Here is a 23,208-nt window from a genome sequence, read left to right as displayed (position 1 = left end):
TCCATGCCCCGACGAACGCTCGGCGTCGTCCTCGGCACCGCCGCCCTGATGATCACCTCCGCCGCGCTGGCCTTCGCCGAGCCACCGCACAACCTCCCGCAGAACGCCGACGGGTACGAGCAGTCGTTCTCGCCGGCGTACGACTACGACACCGACGGCTGCTACGCCACCCCGGCAATCGGGCCGGACGGCACGCTGAACCCGGGCCTGAACCCGACCGGCGCGCTGAACGGCAACTGCCGCGACCAGTCCGACCTCGACAACTCCCAGACCTACTCGCGGGAGAAGTGCAACAACGGCTGGTGCGCGGTCGTGTACGCCAGCTACTTCGAGAAGGACCAGGCGCTGCCGGGGAGCAGCCTCGGCGGTCACCGGCACGACTGGGAACACGTGATCTCGTGGGTCAACCAGGCCACCAACCAGGTTGAGTACGTGACCACCACGCAGCACTCCAGCCAGGTCACCTACCCCCGCTCGCAGGTCCGCTTCGACGGTTCGCATCCGAAGGTCGTCTACCACAAGGACGGCGCCAGTACGCACTTCTTCCGGCTCGCCAACAGCAACGACGAACCGCCGGAGAACCACTACCACAACTGGCGCTACCCACCGCTCGTCGGCTGGAACGGCTACCCCAGTACGGCGTTGCGCGACACGCTGATGACCGCGGACTTCGGGTCCGCGACGATCAAGATCACCGACAAGGACGACCGGTTCCGCAACCTGCTGAACGCGTCCAAGCCGTCCGGGATCCCGTTCGACCCCTGGGCCTGATCAACCCGGCGTGGTCGTCAGCGTCTCCACGATCAGGTCGATCATCGCCGCGTGCCGTTTGGTGGCGGGCTCGACCGGCCCGAGTGCGACCGTGTCCAGGAACACCCGGCTCACCACCAACTCGGCCGCGGTCCGCACCCGGGCCCGATCCGCGATCACGTCGTCGGCACCCGCGAGTACGTCGGCCACCGTCCTGGTCGCGTCCGCGAACATCTCGGCCGCCCGGGACGCGATCTCGGGCCGGCCCTGCGCCTCGCGGAACACGATGATCCGGACGGCGCGGTCGTTCTCCAGCTCGGCGGCCATGGTCGCGACGATCGCCCGCAGCCGCGCCCGTACGGTCCGGCTGCGGGCGGCGGACCGCAGTACCTCACTGGGCGCCGGCCGCTCGTGCACCACCGCGAGCAGCAGGTCGAGCTTGGTCGCGAAGTGGTAGAACACCAGCCCGGACGGTACGCCGGCCTCGGCCGCGATCCGCGCCGTCGACGTCGCGTCGTACCCGTGCTCCGCGAACAGCCGCTCGGCGGTCTCGATGATGACCTGCCGTTTGGTCGATCGTGCGCTGGTGTGGTGCGCGGATGCGGTCATGAGGGTTGCGGTGCGGGCCAGACCTCACCTTTGCGCTCGGCAGCGAGCACGGCGGCCCGCTTGAGGGACTTGAACACGTAGTCGGGGACGCGGAGACCGCGGCGATGTGCCCACAGCAGGTCGTGTTCGGCCCGCCCGACCTGCTGTGCGTACTTCCGCAGCTCCGCTTCGCCGCCGTGGCTCAGCTTCAGCTTGTCCATCACGTCCCCGAACTGGGTGACCTGCAGCTTGTTGTAGGCGCCGGTCACTTCGAACGTACGCTTCCGCAGGCCGCGCGTCAGCCACTTCTGCCAGCCCGACAGCTGGTCCCACAGCTGCTGGGCCGCCATCTGGTAGTACGCGAAGTGGCCCGGCTCCTGCCGGCGGATCGGCGCGATCACCGTGGCGGCGATCGCCCGCTCGCCGAGCTCGGCCAGCCCGGTGTGCAGCTTGTTGTAGGCGAGGACGGCGGAACGCTCGGTGGCGAGACCGGTCAGGTAGTAAAGCATCCGGCTGATGTCCTGGACGCCCGGGACCTTGCCCAGTGCGCCGAGGAGCTTGAGGCTGAACGAGACCTCGTCGAGGTTCGCCTCGTGCGGCTCGACGCCGAGCAGTTCCTGCAGCCTGTCCAGGATCTGCCCGTGCCGGGTCTCCTGCGGCATCCACACATCGGCGTAGAAGTGCCGGTCGACCTCAGGCGGGTCAGGCAGCAGGATGTTCAGCTCCAGCACGTTCCGCTCGACCTCGAGCTCGACGCGGGTCATGTAGGCCAGCACCGGGCCGAACCGTTCGGCCAGCAGGTCCGGCTTCTGCATCGTGTAGTCGACACCGCCCAGCGGGATCGGCGGATGCTCCTCGCCGAGCCGGTCCACATGCTCGGCCAGCCGCGAGTCTTCCCGCCGACGGCTCCGGCGGCGCGAGACGGTCAGATCACTCAAAGACACCCGACAAGGTTAACAACTAACTGACTGATCAGTCAGTCAGAGCCCTGTGACTCAGGGAACAACCAGGGTCTCCACCCTGGTTGTTCCCTGTCGGTCGCTACTTCGCGATTGTGTAGTGGATGGTGTCGTTGCGGAGTATGTCGCCGTCGACCTTGACGAGCTTCAGGGTGTGGGCGCCGTTCTTCAGGCCGGTGGTGGTGAAGACGGTTTGGTTTGTCAGGCGTACGTCGTGGTGGAGGTTGACCCGTTGGACGAGGTTGCCGTCGACGTACACGTCGGCGTTGCCCTGGTCCGGGGCGAGGGCGGTGCTCCAGTCGACGCCTGTTCCGGTGAAGGTGAAGGTGACCGCGGCGCCGTTGTCCTTGGTGGCGTGGATGTCGTCGCGGTAGTCGCCGCGGAACCGTACGTCGAGGGACGCGTTCCCGACCGGCAGCGTCGCGAGGTACGCCTTGCCGATCGTGACGACGTTCCCGTCGATCGTGTAGTCGGTGCCCTTCACCAGGTCCTTGCCGCCGTACGCGATGCCGTCCAGCTCACCCGGGTCCCGCCCGAGCGTCACGTTCACATCAGCCGGCGCGTTCTTGTCGAACGCCGCGGTGTCCGGGTTCAGCAGGCTCTCCTGCCGGATGTTGAGCTTGTCCAGCAGCATGAACTGGCCGGACTTCTTCACGCCTCGGATCGTGTGGCTCCCGTTCGGCAGATCCGAGACGCTGTACACGACCTGCTGCGGTTTGTTGTGCCCCTGCGACGGATCCAGGTACGTGCTCACGGTCTGCTTGAGCTCGCCGTCGATGTAGATGTCGACGTCCCCCTGCCCCGGATCGGTCTCGGTCACGTAGTCGACCCCAGTGCCGACGAACTGGTACGAGAACGAGTCGCCGTTCGTCTCCGTCCACTGCACGTCGTCCTGGTAGTCACCGAGCCCGCGCCCGGAGCTGTAGTTCCAGTTGCCGGTGTAGACGATGCCGGGATCGTTGTTGTTCACCTGCACGGTCCGCGTCGGCAGGTCGAGCGCCTTGGCAGCGGTCTTCGACGACGAGTCCGTCACGCCGACCGTCAGCGCCTGCGACACGGCCGGTACTTCGTAGTTGTTGTTCCGCTGCCACGCGCCGTCGTACGACACCCGGAGGTCGTCGTCGTTCACGCTGATCGTGGAGTTCTTCTGCGGCGTGACCTTGAACAGCCGCGCGCCGTGGATCGGGACGCTCTTGGCCGTGTAGCTCGACGCGAACGTACCGACGTCCTTACGCGCCCACAGGTCCCGCACCTTCGCCGCGCCGTTCAGCCCGAGGTCGGCGAAGTTCACCGTCATGTCGGAGTCGGTCTGGCCGAGGTTGAACAGCGCAACGGTGTACGAGCTGTCCGCGTTCAGCGCGAACCACACCTGCCGGTTGGACTTGGTCGACACCGGATGCGCCGGACGCCCGGCCTGGTCGACTGCGATCACCTCCGGGTTCGTCAGCAGGCTGAGCCCGTACGAGTCCAGGTTCGTCATGTCGTTGCCGATGTACATCGGCGCCGCCGACACCGCCCACAACGTTGCCGCCGTACGCCGCTCGTCCTTGGTCATGCCGTCCATCGAGCCGTTGCCCACGTCGAGCGAGTCGAGGTCGTTCCACCCGCCGGGTCCTGCGTGCCGCCACCATTCGGCGAGCTTCGGGAACAGCCGGTTGATGTTCGGCCAGGCGGTCAGCGCCGTACCCGTGCAGTAGCACTCGACGTCCCAGTCGATCCGCCAGCCGTTCGCGTACTGCTTCCAGGTGTCGGCGTAGTTGATGTCGAGCGCCCAGGACAGCTCGAGCCAGATGTTGTGCCGCTTCAGCGCCTGCGACCACGCCTTCACGTCGTCCCGCGCGTCCACCGACAGATCACTGATCCCCGAGCCCGGCGTCACGCTGTCGAACTTCAGGAAGTCCAGGCCCCACGAGCCGAACAGGTCGGCGATCGAGTCGACGTACTTCTGCGCGCACGGCTTCGAGAAGTCGAGCCGGTAGCCGATCCCCCAGTAGTCCGCCTTCTGCAGCGGCTGCACCGGCAGGTCGGCGGTGGTGCACTCGGGCGCGCCGTAGATCGGCAGCTTGGCGTCGATGACGGCCTTGCTGACGCCCGGGATCGCGTACAGGCCGACCTTCTGGCCGTTCGCGTGGATGTGGTCGATGACCGCCTGCAGGCCGTTGGGGTAGAGCTTCTTGCTCGGCGTCGGCCGGCCGTACGCGTCGATGCCGTCGTTCCAGCCGGCGTCGATGTTGAGGTAGTTGTACCCGTACGGCTGCAGCTTCGCGTGCATCGCGTCGGACTGCTTGATCAGCTGGTCGGCGGTGATCCAGCTGCCGCCGTTCGGGTTGAAGACCTGCATGCTGTAGCTGCTCCAGCCCATGTAGGGCTTGGCGGCCTTGTCCCCCGCCGGGCCGGAGAGGACTTGGGTGGTGGTGGTCGCGGCGGCCGGCGCGGGAGCTGCTGCCGAGGTGGTGAAACCTGCGGGCAGCAGCCCCGCGACCGCGAGCCCGGCGACCGCGACTCGTAACGCCTTGCCCCGAACGGATCTGGTCATGGCGGTGATCTTCTGGCTACTTACTTAACGTTGTCAAGATTCTGTGCGAAAGTGGTGCAGTGATGCCGCTCGGCGAAGTCCGCCGAGACGGTCGGGGCCGGGAGCTGGAAGGACCTGGTGATGTGGTTGCGCCCGTACGCCGGCCAGGGGCTGCCGGTCGCCGCGAACCGCACCCAGTCGGCGCGCATGGTGTCGGCCAGCTTGGTCTGCTGGGCGTTGAGCGGCTGCGGGAACGGCGCGTTGGGGAGGTCGAACAGGTACCACATCTCGGAGCCGTGGGTCGCCACCTGGATGGCGCCGGCGGGAGCGAACAGGAAGGGCGCGGTGTCGTCGTTGAACTCGTAGGCGCGTGCGTTGGTCCAGTTGTCGACCTGTGCTGCCGGGCAGGCGAACGTCGCGTCCCCGATCAAGGTGCCGAAGGCCTTGTCAGGTGATGAGAAGGCTTTGAGGGGGTAGGCCTGGGCGATGGCTGCGGCCCGGGTGGGGGTGATGCGGAGGGCGGTGGCGATGTTCTGTTCGTAGTTCTCCGGGGTGACCGGGGTGGTGTAGGGGATGTTGTAGCCGCGGCTCACGACGTGACCGCCGAGGGTGAAGAGGGCTTCCTCGTCGTGGTTGCTGCCGTTCAGGACCGGGACGTGGTTGAAACGGCCGGCCGCGAGGGCGGTGCCGATGGATTCCTTCAGGACGGCGCCGTCGACGTACCCGGGGATGAGGTTGTCGACGTTGTTCACCAGGGTTTGGACCGGGACCTTGCGGAGGCAGTCGGCGGACTGGTCCGTGCAGCCGACCTTGGTCGCGAACTCCTTCCCGAAGGCCTCTGCCGTGGCGTGTGACTCCTGTTCGAGGGCGAAGGCGCCGCTCTCGACGATCGCCTTCTGGAACAGGCCCTTCGAGCTGCGGGAGGTCACGTGGGCGAGGACGGACAGACCGCCCGCGGACTCACCGGCGATGGTCACGTTGTGCGGGTCGCCGCCGAACTGGCCGATGTTCCGCTGCACCCAGCGGAGGGCTGCCTGCTGGTCCATCAGTCCGTAGTTGCCGGTCGCGCCGCCGGGGTGTGCGGGGAGTGCGGGGTGGGCGAGGAAGCCGAGGGCACCGAGCCGGTAGTTGATCGTGACGACGACCGCACCGGCCTTCGCCAGCTTCGTACCGTCGTAGTTGGAGCCGCTGTCCGCGGTGAGACCGCCGCCGTGGATCCAGACGATCACCGGGCGCTTCGCGGGGGTGTGGAGGGCGGCTGTCGAGACGTTGAGGTACAGGCAGTCTTCGCTCAGCGTGCCCGGCGGGGCGATCCCTGGCGCCTGCGGGCAGCCAGGCGCGTACGTCGTCGCATCGCGCACCCCACGCCAACTCGCAGGAGCCTGCGGAGCCCGCCACCGCAAGTCCCCCGTAGGCGCCGCCGCATACGGAATCCCCCGAAACGCAGCAGTCCCATCAACCCCAACCCCCCGAAGCACCCCACCCCCAACAACCACAACCGGCGACCCGCCGGCGCTTGCGTCAGAAGGTGTCGCCGCGCTTGCGCGGCTGGAGGGAGCGGCGGCCGGGCCGCCCGCTGGAGGCGTCACCACGCTCGCGGAAGCGGGTGGGGCTGCGGCGGTTGTGATGCTGCCTCCGACCACCGCGGCCGCCAGGGCCGCGGTGGTTGCGGCGAGGGTGGCGGGCAGGCGGCGGACACGTGGGAGGACGGTTTTCATGTGGTTCTACCTCTTGGTGGAGAGTGGATGTTGTTGCTCTCACTCTCCGGGCGGAGGGAGGACCGTCGCGCCAGGGTAAGTCCCTGGTGTCACCAGTGGGTTGGGCCGTTCGAGCCGGGCTCGTACTCCTCCAGCGGGGCCTCGCCGCTGCGCCAGGCGTCCAGGACCGGCTCGACGATCTCCCAGCAGCGCTCCGCCACATCGCCGCGGACCGACAGCAACGGATCGCCCCGTAGGATCCCGTTCAGTACTTCGCCGTACGGCAGCACCGGCGACGTCGGCAGTGTCGCGTCCAGGAACACCTGCCCCATCGTGTACGGCCCGTCCACCCCCAGCGCGGGCACCGACAGCGACAGCTCCCCCGGGTTCAGCCCGATCCGCAGCGTCTCCCCGTCGCGACCACCGTGCAACCCGGACGGCAGGTGCCGCAGCGGCTTGAACTTGACGACGATCTCCTTCCGCGCGACCCCGAGCGCCTTCCCCGACCGCAGCGTGATCGGCACCCCGGCCCACCGGTTCGTGTCCACCTGGACGGTCACCTCGGCGAGCGTCTCGGTCTCCCGCGCCGCATCGACCCCGGCCTCCTCGGCATACCCGGCGTACCGCGCCCGCCGGCTCGCCTGCACCACCGGCCCGTACAGATGCGTACTCCGCAGCGCCCGCGCCATCTCGCTCCGCACCTCGACGGCGTCCATCGTCGCCGGAGCGTCCATCGCGAGCAGCGCGAGCACGAGCAGCAGATGACTCTGGATCATGTCGACCAGCGCACCGGCGTTGTCGTAGTACTGCGCCCGGCCTTCCAGCCCGAGCGTCTCGTCGTACACGATCTCGATGCTCTCGATGTGCTCCGCGTTCCACACCGGCTCGAACAACCGGTTCGCGAACCGCAGCCCGATCAGGTTCAGTACCGCGGTACGGCCGAGGAAGTGGTCGACCCGGTGCACGTTCTCCTCCGGTACGAGCGTGCCGACCAGCTTGTTCAGCTCGGCCGCGGACGCCGCGTCGGTCCCGAACGGCTTCTCGAACGCCAGCTCGGTCCCTTCCGGCAGATCGATCCCCTGCAACGTCTCCACGATCGCGGTCGTCACCGCGGGCGGCAGCGAGAAGTACAGCACCGGCGCCGGCCCGGCCAGCTCCAGCAGCGCCCGCAGGTGGGCCGGATCCGTCGGGTCACCAGCGACGTACTGCGTGGTCGCCAGCGTCTCGGCCGCGGCCGGGCTGAGGCCCTGGCCGAACGCGGCCCGCATCCGCCCGGTCCACTCGTCCGGAGCGAGCGGCGACCGGCCGGTGCCGATGATCCGCACACTGGTGGCGCGCGGACCGGCGAGCAGGCTGCCCAGGCCGGGCAGCAACAGCCGCGAGCTCAGGTCACCGCTGGCGCCGAAGATGACGACGGTTCGTTGATTCAACACGGTGGAATCCAACCACGGTCAGGGCAACCGCATTCCCCGCTATCCGACGGGCGAGCTGTCCAGCGCCGGGTACGGCGTGTCGGGCAGCCCGAGGTTGCGCCAGACGAACCGCGGCACCCGCCCGAGGAAGCCGCGCAGGTACGCCGAGCAGTGCGCGATCGCCGGCTGGCTGTGCTCCCCGGGCGAGAACCAGACCCAGTCCTGCTCGATCTGGAACGGCCGGCCCTGCGCCGCCATCAGGTACTCCATCTGCCGCGGATGGATCACGTCGTAGGCGTACTTCCGGTCCTGCGCGAAGATCGCGAACCGCTTGTTGAACGCCTCGCTCTCGAACTCGATTCCACGGCTCAGCCCCTTCGGCCCGACGGTCAGCGGCGGCATCCGGACCGGCAGCTGGAAGCCGAGGATCGGTTCGGAGTGGTGCTCGGTGACGGTCCGGGTCTGCGTGTTGCCGTTGCTGTCGGTGTACGACTCGGTCCGGGTCGTCGTCCAGTGGTGCTCGAACGCGACGAACGGCGGCCCGTCGCCGTCCCGGCCCCGTACGACGTCCTCGGTGCGGTGGTTGGACCCGCCGCCCTTGACCGGCGTGGACTGCAGCAGGCTGTCGTCGACGCCGACCCAGTACCAGTCCGGGTGGTGGTAGAACCGCAGCCGCTGCTCCGGCTCCGGCTGGATCCAGTGGTCGAGCGGCGTGCTGTCGATCGCCGTCGCGACCATGCCGAGCTGCTCGAGCCACGGCGCGAGCCGGTCGAGGTCCTTCCGCGGCGGGTCCAGTACGACGAGCTGGTCGACGTCGATGCTCAGGTTCACCCCGGGCTGTCCCGCGGCCAGCGCGGTCAGCTGCTGGCACACCTGCGGCGTCACCGCCTCCTGCGCGAACGCCGGATCCATCGTGCCGACCTGCCATCCCGGGCCGAGCTGCACCGGCGCGGTCACCGCCTGCGCGAGTACGCCGTACCGCGGGGTGGTCTCGCCGCCGGTGATCCACAGCTCCGGCAGCCGCCGCGACAGCGTCACCATGCCGAGCCAGCCCGACCAGTACGACGACTTGTACTCGATGACCTGGAACGGCCGGCCGGCCGCGATCGTCCCGGTGATCTGGTCGTCCGGTTTGCGGTCGAAGCCGAGTCCGAACGGCGGGTTCCCGAGCCGCGCGACCGAATCCCAGGTCGGGGTGTTCACGAAGCTCCACCCGCGCGCCCGGATCGACTTGATGTACGCCTGCCGGCGGACCAGCGCGACGATGCCCCAGACCACCCCGGCCACGACGAGCACAACCGCGATGACCGCGAGTACGACCAAGAAGCTCATCCCCGGACCATAGCGTCGGGTGCGGCTCAGGTAAGCGCTTCCGGTAGCGGGTCGGAGTGCACGATCTGAAGACGACTGACCGCGCGGGTGAGGACGACGTACAGCCGGTGCAGGCCGCGCGGCTCGGCGGCGACGATGTGGGCGGGCTCGGCCACCACGACCGCGTCGAACTCCAGACCCTTCGCCAGCGTCGCCGGTACGCAGACCAGCCGGACCGTGTCGATCTCGTCCTCGGTCTCGCCGAGCAGCGCGGCCTCCAGCCCGGCCGCGGTCAGCGCGTCCCGCAGTACGGCGATCTGGTCGTCCGCGGCGATCAGCGCCACCGATCCCTCACCGGCCAGCGCGGTCCGGCACTCGGCGACCACCTGCTCGGCGTACGACGAGGCCGCGGCCGGCACGATGCTCAGCGCGTCGGCGACCGTCCGGACGCCGGTCGGCGTGCTCAGCGTCGGCGCGATCGCGGGCAGCAGCTTCGCGGCGAAGTTGATGATCTGCTCCGGCACCCGGAACCCGCGGTCGAGCTCGGCGACGACGCCGTCGTTCTTGCCGAGATGCCCGAGCACCTGGTCCCACGGCCCGGCGGCCCACGCGGTCGTCGCCTGCGCGAGGTCGCCGAGCACGGTCGCGGATCCGCTCCGGCAACGGCGGCCGAGCGCCCGCAGCTGCATCGCCGACAGGTCCTGCGCCTCGTCCAGCACCAGGTGCCCGAGCGATCCGGTCCGCCGTTCGATCAGGTCCTCGAGCTCGTCCAGCAACACGGTGTCAGCGAACGACCACTTCGCCGACTTCCACGAGCGGGCCGGCTTCGGCCAGAGCAGCGCCGTCCGTTCGTCGTCCGTCAGGTCCGGCGCCGCCGCGGCCAGGAACTCCGGGTCCGCGAGCAGCCGGTGCAGGATCTGCTCCGGTACGACGCGCGGCCAGACCGCGTCCAGCACCTCCTTCACCGGCTTCGAGCGGGCCACCGCGTTCTGCACGCGGTCGTCCGGGGACTCGGCGCGCTCCTCCATCCGGACCAGCACGACGTGCGCGATCCGCTGCGCGAGCGCGTTCCGGCCGGGCGCGTACCGGGTCGACTCGCGCAGGTCCGACACGATGTCGACGACCTCGTAGTCGTGCACGCGATACCGCCGGGATCCCTTGCTGTACAGGACTCCCTCGGTCGGCGTACCGACGTACGACCAGAGCGCACGACGCAGTACGCCGGCCATCCGGGCGTCACCCTTGAGCGTCTCGGCGGCCGGCTCGTCGGTCGCGCCGGCGGGCCGCGCCAGCAGCTCGTCGATCGTGATCTGCCGAACGTCGACCTCGCCCAGCGCGGGCAGGACCTTGCGGATGTACGACAGGAACGACTTGTTCGGGCCGACGATCACGACACCGCCGCGGCCGAGGCGCTCGCGCTCGGTGTACAGCAGATAGGCGACGCGGTGCAGGCCGACCGCGGTCTTCCCGGTGCCGGGCGCGCCTTGCACGCAGACGCTCGGGTGCAGCGGTGCCCGGACCAGGTCGTCCTGCTCGGGCTGGATGGTGGCGACGATGTCGCGCATCGGACCGGTACGCGGGCGCTCGATCTCCGCGCGCAGGAAGGCGTCGGCCTGGTCGACCTCGACCGCCACGGTCAGCGACTCGTCCTCGAATCCGGTCAGGTCCGCATGATCGGAGAAGCCGTACCGGCGGCGCATCAGCACCTGCTGCCGGTCGGTCGGGGTGGCGCGGTAGAACGGCACCGACACCGGTGCCCGCCAGTCGATCACCAGCGGTACGCCGGCGCCGTCGTGGACGTGCCGGCGGCCGATGTAGATCTGGTCGTGCCCTTCGATCGTGCCGCGCTCGTAGTCGAGCCGGCCGAAGAACAGCGGTACGTCGGGCAGGTCGAGGAGCGCGTGGGTGCGCATCTCCTTGGCCCGCTGGTTGGCCTCGTTGGTGAAGCGCTCGTCGTTGTCCTCGCCGCCGATGATCTGGACCTCGCGGTCCACGACCTCGGCGTACATCGAGCGCAGTGCGGTGCGTGCGGCGGACAGGTAGGCGCGTTCGGTCGCTAACTCAGGTTCGACCATCGGAGCAGAGCCTCGAATCGTGAGCTGGGTCCCGCCCCGGAGCAGATCCATCCGGTTCGATTCGATCCCGAAAAGACAGACCGGCGACGTTACCAGCACCCCACCACGCCTGCCACCCAATTAACCCCACTCACCCAACCGCCCCGCCGGGGCCAACCACCGCCCAGCCGGAGGAACCACCAGGCCCCGCCGGGGCCAACCACCGCCCAGCCGGAGGAACCACCAGGCCCCGCGAGGGCCAACCACCGTCCCGCCGGAGCAGCGGATCAGCTACGCATCCAGCTCGGGGTGTTCTCCCGGTCCCGGGGGAACACGGACAGGTCGTCCTGGTAGATGCGTTCGTCCACCTCGATCGACCAGTCCGGGCGTTCGTCGTACTGGAAGTCGGTTGCGAAGTGGCCGTCGGACGTGATGGTCAGCTGAGCCGTCAACCAGGTGCCTTTGTCCGGCCGGTACATCTCCCGCCGCAGCTCCTCGAAGTGGTCCTCGAGTCCCTCCGGCAACACCTCGACCTGCGACCCGTCCACGTCCGCGTCCAGTTCGGCGTACGACGACGTCGCCCGGTAGACCGCGGTCACCGAACGCCACCCGGCCGGCAGGTCCGCGACCAGCGCGCGGGCGATCGTGTCGATGACACCGATCTCGCTCATCCGGCTCCCTTGGCCGCGGGTTTGGTCTCCCTGAAGATACTCCGGGGCGACCGCTTCCCCTCGTGCCGCGACACGACGGTGCGGCTGGACGGGCGGCGCGTCGTACCGTTCGGATGCTTGACGTCGATTGCGGCGTGCACCTGGACACCGGCGGCCCGCATCGCCTGCCAGCTCTCCTCCATCCGGCGCCAGTTGTCGGTGACGCCCTTCACCGCCTGGTTCTGGTTGCGCGACTGTGCGGTGATGTTGATCGACTCGCCCGGCCCGTCGAACGACGTACCGAACAGGTGCCCGCCGTCGTCGGTCTTCTGCCGGTCGGGTTTGCCGGCATCGCGCTGCGCGTCCAGGTTGCGGCGGTCCTCGTTGTCCTTCGAGGGCAGGAATCCGAGCCAGCCCTCGGCGTGTGCCACCCGGCCGTGCGCGTCGGTGACGTACAGGTAGCGGTCGTCGACGACGTACACCGACGACGGCTCCGGGTCCATCAGGTGCGGGTTCCAGTCGTCGCCGTGGCCGGACTTCTCCTGGTGCACCGGCAGTTCGGCGTACCTGTCCGGCACCACCGGCGGCTCGTCCGGGCCGTAGCCGACGACGCGGACGTCGGCCGGATCGGCGGGTTGCTCGATCCGGGCCGACGCCCGCGTTTGCTGTGGCATGCAGTGTTTCTACAGGCCGGTTCTTAACTTGTGGTTACCGGAGAGTGTCAGCCGTCGTTCTCGTTGGCCGGGATCACCGCGCCGGGAACGTTCTGCGGCGCGAAGATCTGGCTCTCACCGGGGTACGGCGTCGACCAGTTGTGCGCCTCGTACCAGTTGTAGTGGTTCATCTGGGACGGGTTCGCGAAGTCGGCCCGGGCGTTCGGGCCGGTGGTCCGCTGCTGGTCCTTCCAGGCCGTCCACTGCGCCGCCGTCGCCTCCATACCGGCCGGAACGGTGGCGGTCGGAGCGGCCGCGACGTTCGGGTTCTGCGCCGCCGGGGTGTCCGCTCCACAGCTCGGCAGCGGGTTCACGCCGCCGGTCAGCGAGGTCCGGTTGGCCAGCGCGGTGAACGGCGTGAAGTTCGGCTTGCTGGTGAAGGCGCCGAACATCGGGGTGGCCGCGGTGTCCTTCTGGTTCATCGGCTTCATCCCGAGGATCTGCTCGATCGTCCGGATCATCGTGATCTGCGTGTAGTAGTGGCTGTCCGTGACGCCGTGCTGCGCGTACGGGCTGATGATCTGGATCGGCGCCCGGTGCCCGTCGACGTGGTCGAGCCCGGCCTGCGAGTCGTCCTCGACGATGAAGATCGCCGAGTCCTTCCAGTACTTGCTGTGCGTGATGGCGTCGACGGTCCGGCCGACGGCCAGGTCGTTGTCGGCCACCTGCGCCGGGCCGTTCGCGGTCCCGCCGGTGTGGTCGTTGGAGTACCAGAACATGTTCAGGTTCGCCGGACCGTTCTTCTTGAAGTCCTTCTCCCAGACCTGTTCCTTGTAGATGTCCGGCACCGTGGTGTCGAACTGCGGGAAGCCCTGGACGGCGACCTTGTTCAGCGACGGGATCGCCGAGCCGACCTGGATCGGGTACTTCGTGTCCGCGCCGGCCTGCATCTGCTTGGTGTCGCAGTACAGGTTCTGCCAGCTCGCGCCGGCCGGCTTCTGCTCGATCGAGAGGAACTCGCCGTAGTCCTTGACGGACTTGCCGGCCGCCTGCGCGCCGGTCCAGAGGAAGCCGCTCTTCTGGTGGCCGAGGGCATCGTTCTCGGTGTCGTAGCTGCGCAGGTACTCACCGGCCGAGGACTCGGTGTACTCCGGGTTGTCGGCCTGCATCAGCCAGTTGTGACCCTCGGCGGAGTTCGTGCCGATGTCGTAGGTGTTGTCGTACAGCCCGAACTGGCGGGCCAGCGCGTGCTGGTTCGGCGTCACGTTCTCGCCGTACTGCGCGAGCGCCGGGTTGCCGTTGCCCTCCGGCATGTCGCCGTACACCTGGTCGTAGGTGCGGTTCTCCTTGACGAGCAGGAACACGTGCTTGATCGTCGAGGGGTCACCGAGCTTCGCCGGGACCGGCACCGGGTTGCGGTGGCCCTGGTCGGTGGCGACCTGCGCCGAGCCGTTCGTCCAGCCGTTCTGGTCGAAGACGGTCTTGGTGTACTTCTTGATCGTCTGGTCGTCCGGCAGCTGGAACTTGGTCAGGCTCGACGTGGTGTCGTGCGTGCCGTGACCGGCGGCCGTGGTGTCGCGGCGGGCGTCGATGCCGCGGGTGTTCGACACCACGATGTCCTTGCCGACCTGCGCGAGCTCGGCCGGGAAGTAGTCGGTCGGCAGCAGACCCACGTAGCTGACCGGCTCCAGCGGGTTGTTGTACTTGTAGACCGCGACCGCGTTCGCGCGACCGAGCGAGACCAGCAGGTGGCCGTCGTCGGTGAGCGCGACGCCGTCCGGCTCGTACCCGACCGAGGCCTCGGCCCACGGCTGGGTGGCGATCGTCTGGGTGACCTTGCCCCACTTGGTGTTGATCACCGACACCGTGTTGCTGGCGGTGTTGGTGACGAACACGGCGCCGTTCTTGGCGTAGATCGCGGTCGGGTGCAGACCCACCGGGATGCTCGCCACCGCGGCGGACGGGTTCGCGGTGTCGATCACGCTGACCGTACCGGTGGTGGTGATCGAGTCGTTGTTCGCGACAACGTTCGTGCCGTACGAGTTGAGCGTGGTGTCGCCGTCCTTGGCGGTCCGGCCACCCTCGTTGCTCACGTACAGCTTGCCGTCGACCATGACCAGGTCACGCGGCGCGTTGCCGGTCGCCCAGCTCTGCTTGATCGTTCCGGTCGCGGTGTCGATCGCGACCACCCGGTTCTGCCCGTTCACCGCGGAGTACACGGTCGAGCTGTCCGCGGAGAACACGGCCTCGGCCGCGAGCGAGTGCTTCGCGCCGTCGGCCGGGATCGACACGAACGCCGGGTTCGCGAGCGAGCCGTCCGCGTTGATGGTGAACTTCCGGTAGCCGTCGGTCTGCCCCAGCCAGACCTGCTTACCGTCCGGCGAGTACGTCGGGCCTTCCTGGCCGACGTCGTTGCCCGGGATCTTGAGGTCCGCGGCGGCGTTGTTGCCGACGTACTGCTGGACCTTCCAGTTCTTCAGGTCGACGATCGCCAGCGCCATCCCGCCGTCGGTCACCGAGGCGGCCAGGTGGCTGCCGTCGGGGCTGACCGAGGACGACATGATCTTGCCCTTCTGGAGGACGAGACGGTCGCCGAGCGGCTTGATGTACTGGTCGGACGAGACGACCTGGCCCTTGTCGGTGACCTGGCCGACCTGGTCGTGACCGAAGCCGGTCGTCGAGGCTGCCGCGGTACCACCGAGCGTCACCGCGACGGCCGTGGCCCCCGCCGTGACCAGTGGTAATCTGCGGCGCAGGGGACCTGACGAGCCCTCTTCGTCACGCCTGCGGCGGCGTGTTACCTGCATGGGAGTAATCCCTTCGGGTTGGCACTACTTGACGGGTAGCAGTTCGATATTGCCGTCGAACTGCCACAGGGGGTTCGGTTCGTCCCCGGACGGGGTCCGGACCAGGAAGAAGCCGTTCACTTCTTTCGGTCCGTCCCCGTCGGACACGTACCGACCGAGTGGGTTGATGTCGAGCTGGTAGATCGCCGAGCCGGCCACGTCGACCCCCGGGATGTGCCAGCTGATCACGCACCGCCAGTCGTTGCCGGGCCCGCGGGCGGCGACCTGGTCGCCGCCCTTCGTGCACTCGGCAGCGGTCCGCAGCTGAGCCTCGGTGACATCGGCCCGGTTCAGCTGCTTGGTCTGCAGGCGGTACAGGTGGGCGAACTCGACCGCGACCGCGCGCTGCACCTTGTCCTGGTCGATGCCCGAACCGAAGCCGGTCACCGGAGTGAGGACCGCGGTGCTGACACCGAGCAGTACGACGAGCGGCACCAGTCCGGCCGTCAACGCCCGGCGGCCGGAGCCGTCGTGCGTCGGGTTCGTGAAGTCGCGGCGGACGAAGAGGAAGTACGCCAGGCCGGTCGCGACAACCGCCCAGGCCAGGCTGACGATGACACCGATCAGCAGCGGCCCGCTCTGCGCCGGCTCGGTGAAGAGCCCGTTCCAGCTGATGAACGCGTAGCCGGGCAGCGCCAGCCGGAGCGCGACCGGGATCGGCAGCTGCTGCACGACCTGCATCGCGAGCGCGACGACCGCGGGCAGCAGCAGGCCCATCGGCGAGCGGCCCATCGCGACCGAACCGAGCAGACCGATCGCGGCCAGCGCCAGCGTCGGCGCCAGCGCGCACAGCCAGGCGAGCAGGACCGTGCGGGCCGCGTCGCCCGGCGAGAGCAGGTGGCCGTCGAGGCCGATCAGCTCACGGTTGCCGACGACAAGCAATCCGCTGACCGTGCTCGACACGACCAGACCGATCACGAGTACGACGATCACGGTCAGGCTGGACAGCGCCTTCGAGACGAAGATCCGGCGCGGCGACCGGACCGCGACCAGCAGGTGCCGCCAGGTGCCGAGCCGGTCCTCGGACGCGAACACGTCACCGGCGACCAGCGACGTCAGCAGCGGCAGCGCCCACGATCCCGAGAAGCCCAGCAGTACCAGCGGTCCGGCCCAGCCGGTCGCGTGCATCATCCGGCCGAACAGGGTGTCGACCGGCAGCGACGCCTGCTGGCTGACCACGGTCACGAACACCGCGGGCGCGAGCCAGCACGCCACGATCAGGACCCGGACCCGCCACTGCGACAGCAGCTTGACGAGCTCGAACCGGTACCCGCGGGTGATCGGAACCCGGCGTACCACAGGGGTGTCGGGGGCAGCCACGGTGGCTGTCATCAGTTGGTCTCCTGCTGCTCGGTGAGGGCGAGGAAGGCTGCTTCGAGCGGCGACACGACCGGCGCGAGTTCGCGGACGGCGACGTCCTGCCGGACGAGCCGCTTCACGAAGTCGTCCAGCGCGGGCACCGACGCCGACACGATCAGCAGCTCCGCGTCGTCGGACTCGTGCGGGCGGACCCCCGGCGTCTCCCGGGCCAGGCTCCGCGCGGTCGCCGGGTTCGAGGTGAGGACGCGGTAGTCGAGCTCGCTGTCCTCGGACGCCAGCTTGCTGATCGGCCCGGTGAACGCGACCCGGCCGGTCGCCAGGATCGTCACCTCCGAGCAGAGCGCCTCGACGTCGTCCATCCGGTGGCTCGACAGGATCACCGACGTGCCGTCGGCGGCCAGCTTCTTCAGCACGCCGTACACGTGCTTCTTGCCGGCCGGGTCGAGGCCGTTCGACGGCTCGTCCAGAATCAGCAGCCGCGGCTTGGTGAGCAGGGCGGCCGCGAGACCGAGGCGCTGGCGCATGCCGAGCGAGAAGCCGCGGACCCGGTCGTCGGCCACGTCGGTCAGGCCGACCTGCTCGAGCACCTCGTCGATCTGCAGCGTCCCGTCGCCGCGCAGCGCGGCCAGCGCCGACAGGTTCTGCCGGGCGGTCATCGACGGGTACAGCCCGGGTCCGTCGACGAAGCCGGCGACCCCGTCGGGTACGGCGAGGGCGCGGCCGACCGGCGTACCGAGAATGTCCAACGTGCCCTTGTCGGCAACTGCGAGGCCGAGCAGCAGACCGAGCAAAGTGGTCTTGCCGGCACCGTTGGGTCCCACCAGGCCGTGCAACTGACCGGGTGCGACGTCGAGGTCGACGCCATCGAGCGCCACGACCTCACCGAAGTACTTGGTGATGCCGCGGGCACGGACAGCGGGCGGTGTGTCCATGGTGAATACATTAGAAAGGGATGTACGGCCGCGTGAAGACCGAAGGTTAACTATTGGCGAACGAGCAGCAACTGATTGCAGCCAACCTCTCAGTTTCTTCTCAGTTGTGTCTCAATTTTGTCTGCCAAGTAGAGGCCGCCCAGACCACCGTCGCCGGGATCGCAGCGGCCGCGGACGCCGACACCAAGACCTGCAACGAGCGGTCCGGGAGTACGCCGTCCACCGCCGGCCGCAGACGCCGTTCCGCGACGCCGCACAGGTGTCCGCGATCTCGCGGCTCGTGCTCACCACGCCGGACCTGCAGGCGAAGAGCGCCCGGCTCCAGCTGAGGTTGCAGAGCCAGGTCGCGAACCAGCTACTGGCGGCCTTCCCCGACCTGGACCCGATCACCGCGGCCGCGATGACGGGGGCAGTACTCGGGGCGATCCAGCAGGCCAGCGTCACGTGCGCCCAGCTCGGCCGCACGCAGGACGAACTGTGGCAGGCAGCCGAGCACGCGCTGACAGTGGCGACCAACGGGATCCTCGGGGAGTTCTGATGACGCGAGAACTGAGCCGCGATGCGCGACGTACCGCCAAGGAGGGGCCGGCGGGGATCGCTCGCCGGCAGCGGGAGCGGCTGGCGGAACTGGTGGCCTTCGCGCGGGAGAACTCGCCGTACTACCGCGAGCTGTACGACGGACTGCCGGACCGGGTGGAGGATCCGGCGCTGCTGCCGGTGACCGACAAGCCTCGGCTGATGGCGCGGTTCGACGACTGGGTGACGGACCGGCGGGTGACCCGTGCGAAGGTCGAGGCGTTCGTGGCCGACCCGGCGCTGGTCGGTCATCGGTTCCTCGGCGAGTACCTGGTCGCCACCTCGTCGGGCACCAGCGGGCTGCGCGGGCTGTACGTGATGGATCGGCAATACACCGGCATGGACATGGTCCTCGCGTCACGTGCCGGCGGTCTGCTGTCGGCGCGCGACGGGATCCGGCTCCTGGCCCGCGGCGGTCGTACGGCGGTGGTCGCGGCGCCGAACGGGCACTTCTTCACGGTCGCGGGGACGGCGCGCTTCCGGCTCGACCATCCGCGACTCGGCCAGCGGATGCGGATCTTCTCGATCGACCGGCCGATCCCGGAGCTGGTCGACGAGCTCAATCGCTTCGATCCGGGGATGCTCAGCGGCTTCCTGGGCACGCTCGTACTGCTCGCCGGCGAACAGGAGGCCGGGCGGTTGCGGATCCGGCCTGCCGTGGTGGTGCCCGGCGGGGAGACGTTGAGCGCGGAGGTCCGCGACCGGCTCGCGCAGGCGTTCGGCGCGAAGGTCCGTGCCGCCTATGCGGCGACCGAGTGCAGCTACCTCGCGGGCGGGTGTGAGGAGGGCTGGTACCACGTCAACAGCGACTGGGCGATCCTCGAACCGGTCGACGCGGAGTATCGTCCGACGCCGGCCGGCGAGTGGTCGCACACGGTACTGCTCAGCAACCTCGCCAACCAGGTGCAGCCGTTCCTGCGGTACGACCTCGGCGACAGCGTGATGCTGCGCCCGGATCCCTGCCCCTGTGGGCGGATCTTCCCGGCGGTCCGGGTGCAGGGCCGGGCGCTGGACCTGCTCTCGTTGCCGGCCGCAGACGGTGGGACGATCGACCTCTCCCCCATGCTGTTCGGTACGTCGCTCGACCGCGTGCCCGGTCTGCAGCAGTACCAGCTCGTCCAGTCGGATCCTTGTACGCTGCGTGTCCGCCTGCGGCCCGCCGACACCACGTGGGACGTCGTACGGGCCGAGCTCACCCAGCTGCTCGCCGAGCGGAAGGTCGTTGGGGTGACCATCGAGCGCGCCGACGAGCCGCCCCAGCGGGAGCCCGGCGGGAAGTTCCGGCGGGTCGTTCCGTTGCGGCTTCAGCGGTAGGCGCGGGCCTGGAGTTCGAAGAGTTCGGCGTAGCGGCCGCCGGCGGCGAGGAGGTTCTCGTGGGTGCCGAACTCCTCGACGCGGCCGCGGTGCATGACCACGATCAGGTCGGCCATCCGGACGGTCGAGAACCGGTGGGAGACCAGCACGGTGATGCCGCCGGTCTCGGACGCGGCGATCTTCGCGGCGTCGGCGTACTGCTCGTAGAGCCGGTGCTCCGCCTCCGGGTCGAGCGCCGCGGTCGGCTCGTCCAGCAGCAGGAGCAGCGGGCGCTCGCGCATGAACGCGCGGGCCAGCGCCAGTCGCTGCCACTGCCCGCCGGACAGCTCCACGCCGTCGGTGAACTTCTTGCCCAGCTGGGAATCCAGCCCCCGCGGCAGCCCGGCGACCACCGCCTCGGCATCACCCCGGACGACGGCCGCCCGCACCGCGTCCTCGTCGCCGGCCCGCTCCAGGTCGCCGATCCCGACCACCTCGCGGGCGGTGAACTCGAACTTCACGAAGTCCTGGAACCCCGCCGACAGCTGCGACCGCCACGCGTCCGGCTGGATCGTCGCCAGGTCCTCGCCGTCGACCAGGATTCGCCCGGACGTCGGGTCGTACATCCGCGCCAGCAACTTCACCAGCGTCGTCTTGCCGGCACCGTTCTCCCCCACCAGCGCGACCGCCGACCCGGCCGGCACCTTGAGGTCGATCCCGCTCAGCACCGCGGACTCCGAACCGGGATACGAGAAGCCGACGTCCCGCAGCTCGATCCCGTCGGTGATCCGGGCCGGCGCCGGCGTCCGGCTCGATCGCCACGCGTGCTGCTTCGCGTACTCCCGCAGCCAGTCGTACCGGCTGAAGCTGCGCACCACCTCGCCGACCCAGTACACGTTCTGCGCGATGCCGCCGGTCATCTGGTCCACCTGCGGCGCGAGCAGCAGCACCAGTACGACGTCACCGGCCGAGGCGTGCCCGTTCCGCGCCCGGGCGACGACCCAGACGATCGCGGCGGCGTACGCCAGGCCGAACACCAGCCGGACCGCGCCGTCCACCTTCCCGCCCCAGCGCGCGGCCGCCACCCGGCGCTCGAACCGCTCGGTCTGCAACGCGAAGATCTTGTCCAGCAAGACCTTCCCGAGCCCGAACACGCGCACCTCGAGGCCGGTCCGCGGGTCCTTCGCGACCTCGATCAGCCGCTCGACCAGCCGCTCCTGCGGCATCGAGTCCTCCCACGCCTTCTGCTGCCGCGTGCTGCTCAGGTACGCCGACCAGATCCGCACGCCGCCGAGCAACGGCAACGCGAGCAGCACCGGATGCACGGAGCCGAGCAGCGTCAGCACGGTCACCGTGTTGGTCACGGTGGCGAACGCCCACAGCAGTACTTCGGCACCGACGCCCATCCGCCACGCCCGTTCCCGGACCAGCTCCAGCCGGTCCGCGACGTCCGGCCGCTCGTGGTGGGTCAGCCCCGGGATGCCGGTCGTCACGTCGACCAGGTCGGCGTGCACACGGCCCGCCATCCGTTCCTGGGCGGTGTCCTGCAGCGGCGTACCGAGACCGTCGGCGAGGAACGAGACCGCCAGACCGCCGACGATGATCGCGACACCGAACGTGATCGTGCTCGACTGCTCCGCGGCGATCCCCTGCACCAGCCGGCTCACGCCGTACGTCTGCGCCGGCGCCGTGATCGCCCGGGCCGCGACGAGCACGGTCGAGATCGTCATCAACCACGGCGCCGCCCGGAACGACGTGGTGATCCACAGCCAGAGGATCCGCAAGGACTTAGGCATCGACGGCCTCCGGACCGGTCACGTACCGCTCGGCCTGCAGGCGGAACATCCCGGCGTACTCGCCGTCGAGCGCGAGCAGCTCCTCGTGGGTGCCGTCCTCGACGATCCGGCCGTCGGACAGCACGCAGATCCGGTCCGCGTTCCGCACCACCGAGAACCGGTGCGAGATGATCAGCGACGCCACGCCCGAGGTCAGCTCGAGGTACCGCTCGACGAGCTCCGACTCCGCCCGGACGTCGAGCGCCGCCGCCGGCTCGTCCAGCACCAGCACGCCGGCGCCCGCATGGACCGCGAACAGCGCCCGCGCCAACGCGACCCGCTGCCATTCACCGCCGGACAGGTCGACGCCGCCGTCGAACGTCTTGTCCAGGATCGTGTCCCAGCCCTTCGGCAACCGCCGTACGACGTCGTCGATCCCGGACTCGCGCGCCACGCGGGCCAGCGTCAGCTCGTCCCCGGCGCGCTCGACCGCACCGAACACGACGTTGTCGGTCACGGTCAGCGGGAACCGCACGAAGTCCTGCACGATCGCCGCGACCCGCCGCTGCCAGGCCGCGAGGTCGAGCTCGGCGAGATCCACGCCGTCGACCAGGATCCGCCCGCTGGTCGGCCGGTACGCGCCGCCGAGCAACTTGACCAGCGTGGACTTCCCCGCACCGTTAATCCCCACCAGCGCCAAGGCCTCGCGCGCGTTGATCGTCAGGTCGAGGTCCCGCAGCACCGCCTTCTCGGAGCCCGGGTAGTGGAAGCTGACCTTCTCGAACCGGATCTCCCGGGCCGGCATGGTCTCGACCCGGTGCTTCGTGCTGACGACCGGCTCCGGGTGCCTGGTCGCGATCGTGCCTGGCAGATCGCGCATCGCCCGGTACGCCGAGAGCCCGCGCCGGACCTGTACGACGCCGAACCCGTTGCTGGACTGGCCGATCGCGAGGATCGCGGGCAGCGTGGTGGCGACCTGCGTGAGCGGCAGCGAGCCGTTGTACGCCGCCCGGCCGACCGCGAGGATGGCGATCCCGTTCGCGATCAGGTGCACGCCGCCGATCAGCAGCGACCACTTCGCGTTGGTCCGCCGGCGCGCCCAGACCGGGCGGTACCCGTCCGTCCACTCGCGCACGTACCGGTCGACCAGCCAGTTGTGCAGGCCGAAGACCCGCAGCTCCTTCGGCGCGTCCCGCATGCCGAGGTTGAAGACGTAGTGCGCGCGCCGCTGCTCCTCGGTGTTGCCCCACCAGACGTCGATCTCGCGCTCGATCAGCCGGCCGCCGTACCACTCCAGCAGGAAGGTCACCGCGACCAGCATCGCCGCCACCCACCACTCGAACATCGAGCCTACGATCACCGCCGACCCGACCAGCGTCACCCGGCTCGCCAGCAGCCAGGGAAGGTTGCCGAGCCCCTGCGCGAGGTGGAACCCGCCCTTGCCCTTCGCCCGCTCCTGGACGTCGAGCACCTCGGCGTCCTCGAGGTGTGCGATCCGGCGCGGCGCGAGCAGCGGCCCGGTGATGCCGGTGCCGATCGCCCGGACCAGGCCCGCGTCCATCACCATCGACGCGACCTGCTGCACCGCGGGTTTCAGGCTGTCCACGACGAACACCACGAGCAGCCCGCCGAGCAACCAGCTGAACTGACCGATCGGCATCGCCCCCGGGCCGCGCTCGACCACACCGGGAACCGCCCCGACGACCCGGCCGGTCAGCAAGGTGACCGCCATCCCCAGCAGCGAGCCGAAGACAGCCAGACCCATCGTCAGAAGGGTGCTTCCAGGTGCAACCCGAACGCCGTACCGCAAGAGAGTCAGCACCTGACCGACCGTAATGCGCCCCACCGACAAAACGCACCCGAGTTTCCGGACAGGC

The 23,208-nt window shown here is 69.3% G+C and carries 17 protein-coding genes; 3 read left to right on the top strand and 14 right to left on the bottom strand.

Annotated features, from left to right (window positions below; translation table 11 throughout):
- The first annotated feature begins 3 nt into the window (after window positions 1–3).
- A complete protein-coding gene (locus tag ACQHIV_RS07565) occupies window positions 4–771 on the top strand; it encodes an NPP1 family protein (RefSeq protein ID WP_427892747.1) in 768 nt (255 codons plus the stop codon).
- Here the strand turns inward: ACQHIV_RS07565 and ACQHIV_RS07560 are convergent, their stop codons facing one another.
- The 12 genes from ACQHIV_RS07560 to ACQHIV_RS07505 all read right to left on the bottom strand — a co-directional run bounded on the left by ACQHIV_RS07560 (window position 772) and on the right by ACQHIV_RS07505 (window position 17,687).
- Window positions 772–1,359, bottom strand: coding sequence for a TetR/AcrR family transcriptional regulator (locus ACQHIV_RS07560; protein ID WP_427892746.1), 588 nt, complete (start codon window positions 1,357–1,359; stop codon window positions 772–774).
- The gene (locus ACQHIV_RS07555) at window positions 1,356–2,282 is read right to left on the bottom strand and encodes a GTP-binding protein LepA (RefSeq protein ID WP_427892745.1); all 927 of its coding nucleotides are present in this window, start codon (window positions 2,280–2,282) and stop codon (window positions 1,356–1,358) included. The genes ACQHIV_RS07560 and ACQHIV_RS07555 overlap by 4 nt, the downstream gene beginning before the upstream one ends.
- A gap of 97 nt (window positions 2,283–2,379) precedes the next feature.
- Window positions 2,380–4,833, bottom strand: coding sequence for a X2-like carbohydrate binding domain-containing protein (locus ACQHIV_RS07550; protein ID WP_427892744.1), 2,454 nt, complete (start codon window positions 4,831–4,833; stop codon window positions 2,380–2,382).
- A gap of 20 nt (window positions 4,834–4,853) precedes the next feature.
- On the bottom strand, window positions 4,854–6,530 hold the full coding sequence (locus tag ACQHIV_RS07545; protein WP_427892743.1) for a carboxylesterase/lipase family protein: 1,677 nt from the start codon (window positions 6,528–6,530) through the stop codon (window positions 4,854–4,856).
- Between the two features lie 89 nt (window positions 6,531–6,619).
- On the bottom strand, window positions 6,620–7,942 hold the full coding sequence (locus tag ACQHIV_RS07540; protein ID WP_427892742.1) for a glucose-6-phosphate dehydrogenase: 1,323 nt from the start codon (window positions 7,940–7,942) through the stop codon (window positions 6,620–6,622).
- Window positions 7,943–7,981: 39 nt separating this feature from the next.
- On the bottom strand, window positions 7,982–9,253 hold the full coding sequence (locus tag ACQHIV_RS07535) for a hypothetical protein (RefSeq protein ID WP_427892741.1): 1,272 nt from the start codon (window positions 9,251–9,253) through the stop codon (window positions 7,982–7,984).
- Between the two features lie 26 nt (window positions 9,254–9,279).
- Window positions 9,280–11,307: a HelD family protein gene (locus ACQHIV_RS07530; protein ID WP_427892740.1), complete on the bottom strand. Its 2,028-nt coding sequence runs from the start codon at window positions 11,305–11,307 to the stop codon at window positions 9,280–9,282.
- A 266-nt stretch (window positions 11,308–11,573) separates the two neighbouring features.
- Window positions 11,574–11,957, bottom strand: a complete 384-nt coding sequence (locus tag ACQHIV_RS07525) for an immunity protein YezG family protein (RefSeq protein ID WP_427892739.1) — start codon at window positions 11,955–11,957, stop codon at window positions 11,574–11,576.
- Window positions 11,954–12,610, bottom strand: a complete 657-nt coding sequence (locus tag ACQHIV_RS07520; protein ID WP_427892738.1) for a DNA/RNA non-specific endonuclease — start codon at window positions 12,608–12,610, stop codon at window positions 11,954–11,956. The genes ACQHIV_RS07525 and ACQHIV_RS07520 overlap by 4 nt, the downstream gene beginning before the upstream one ends.
- A 47-nt stretch (window positions 12,611–12,657) precedes the next feature.
- Entirely contained in the window at window positions 12,658–15,297 is a 2,640-nt protein-coding gene (locus ACQHIV_RS07515) for an alkaline phosphatase family protein (RefSeq protein WP_427892737.1), read from the bottom strand.
- Between the two features lie 123 nt (window positions 15,298–15,420).
- Window positions 15,421–16,767: an ABC transporter permease gene (locus ACQHIV_RS07510; RefSeq protein ID WP_427892736.1), complete on the bottom strand. Its 1,347-nt coding sequence runs from the start codon at window positions 16,765–16,767 to the stop codon at window positions 15,421–15,423.
- On the bottom strand, window positions 16,767–17,687 hold the full coding sequence (locus tag ACQHIV_RS07505) for an ABC transporter ATP-binding protein (protein ID WP_427892735.1): 921 nt from the start codon (window positions 17,685–17,687) through the stop codon (window positions 16,767–16,769). The genes ACQHIV_RS07510 and ACQHIV_RS07505 overlap by 1 nt, the downstream gene beginning before the upstream one ends.
- A gap of 259 nt (window positions 17,688–17,946) precedes the next feature.
- On the opposite strand from ACQHIV_RS07505, the gene ACQHIV_RS07500 reads away from it, so the two are divergent.
- Both ACQHIV_RS07500 and ACQHIV_RS07495 read left to right on the top strand, forming a co-directional pair.
- A complete protein-coding gene (locus ACQHIV_RS07500) occupies window positions 17,947–18,225 on the top strand; it encodes a hypothetical protein (RefSeq protein WP_427892734.1) in 279 nt (92 codons plus the stop codon).
- Window positions 18,225–19,577 (top strand): phenylacetate--CoA ligase family protein, encoded by a 1,353-nt coding sequence (locus ACQHIV_RS07495; protein WP_427892733.1) that lies wholly within the window; start codon window positions 18,225–18,227, stop codon window positions 19,575–19,577. Before ACQHIV_RS07500 ends, ACQHIV_RS07495 begins: the two co-directional genes overlap by 1 nt.
- On the opposite strand, the gene ACQHIV_RS07490 is transcribed toward ACQHIV_RS07495, so the two are convergent.
- Together ACQHIV_RS07490 and ACQHIV_RS07485 are read right to left on the bottom strand one after the other, a co-directional pair.
- A complete protein-coding gene (locus ACQHIV_RS07490) occupies window positions 19,568–21,352 on the bottom strand; it encodes an ABC transporter ATP-binding protein (RefSeq protein ID WP_427892732.1) in 1,785 nt (594 codons plus the stop codon). The two genes, ACQHIV_RS07495 and ACQHIV_RS07490, sit on opposite strands and share 10 nt — an antisense overlap.
- A complete protein-coding gene (locus ACQHIV_RS07485) occupies window positions 21,345–23,096 on the bottom strand; it encodes an ABC transporter ATP-binding protein (RefSeq protein ID WP_427892731.1) in 1,752 nt (583 codons plus the stop codon). The genes ACQHIV_RS07490 and ACQHIV_RS07485 overlap by 8 nt, the downstream gene beginning before the upstream one ends.
- Window positions 23,097–23,208: the final 112 nt, after the last annotated feature.

This window comes from Kribbella polygonati (assembly GCF_050320105.1).
GTDB lineage: Bacteria > Actinomycetota > Actinomycetes > Propionibacteriales > Kribbellaceae > Kribbella.
Note: the sequence above shows the minus strand (reverse complement) of the source record. Positions and strands in the feature narration are given on the sequence as shown.